Consider the following 563-nt stretch of genomic DNA (forward strand, 5'->3'; position numbering starts at 1 on the left):
GGGCGTGCGGATCGGATGGGGCTATTACTTCCGTGTCGGCGTCACGCTCACCGTACCGGTGCTGCTCATCACGCTCGCGGCGCTTGCAATCAGGATTAGCATCGCAAGACCAGAACGGTCGCCACGTTGCTCGAACCTGCCGGTCTGGCTGGCTTGGCACAATTGCTCGATGCCGCGGACCTGCCGAGTGCCGATATCGCCGATCCCGGCCGCCTGATCATCCGGATTGAGGCCGATAGCCTCGTCGGTTTCGGTGGGCTCGAGGGAGAAGGGTCCGACCGCTTGCTCCGCTCGATCGTCGTCGTCCCCGATCGACGTCGACATGGCCTCGGGCGGGTGTTGGTCGCCGCCCTCGAACGACAGGCACACGACCTCGGGGTGGAGCGCCTGCACCTCCTGACGACCACGGCCGCACCATTCTTCCGGGCGCTCGGCTATGCCGATGCCGATCGCGGCGCTGCTCCCTCGGCCATCGCCGCATCGCGCGAATTCACCGCACTGTGCCCCGCGTCGGCCGCCTACCTCGTGAAAGCCCTCTGATGCCGCTCCGCACGCTCGCCGAT

2 protein-coding genes are annotated in these 563 nt (G+C 67.0%); both read left to right on the forward strand.

The genetic code is table 11. The features are described from left to right. The coding region (locus ACYVE7_RS35430) for an ArsB/NhaD family transporter (protein WP_460371077.1) at nt 1–217 on the forward strand (217 nt) is incomplete at its 5' end. Then, entirely contained in the window at nt 163–540 is a 378-nt protein-coding gene (gene arsN2 / locus ACYVE7_RS35435) for an arsenic resistance N-acetyltransferase ArsN2 (protein ID WP_460371078.1), read from the forward strand. The genes ACYVE7_RS35430 and arsN2, both read left to right, overlap by 55 nt. Nucleotides 541–563 lie beyond the last annotated feature (23 nt).

The sequence above is a fragment of the Actinocorallia lasiicapitis genome (assembly GCF_054778695.1).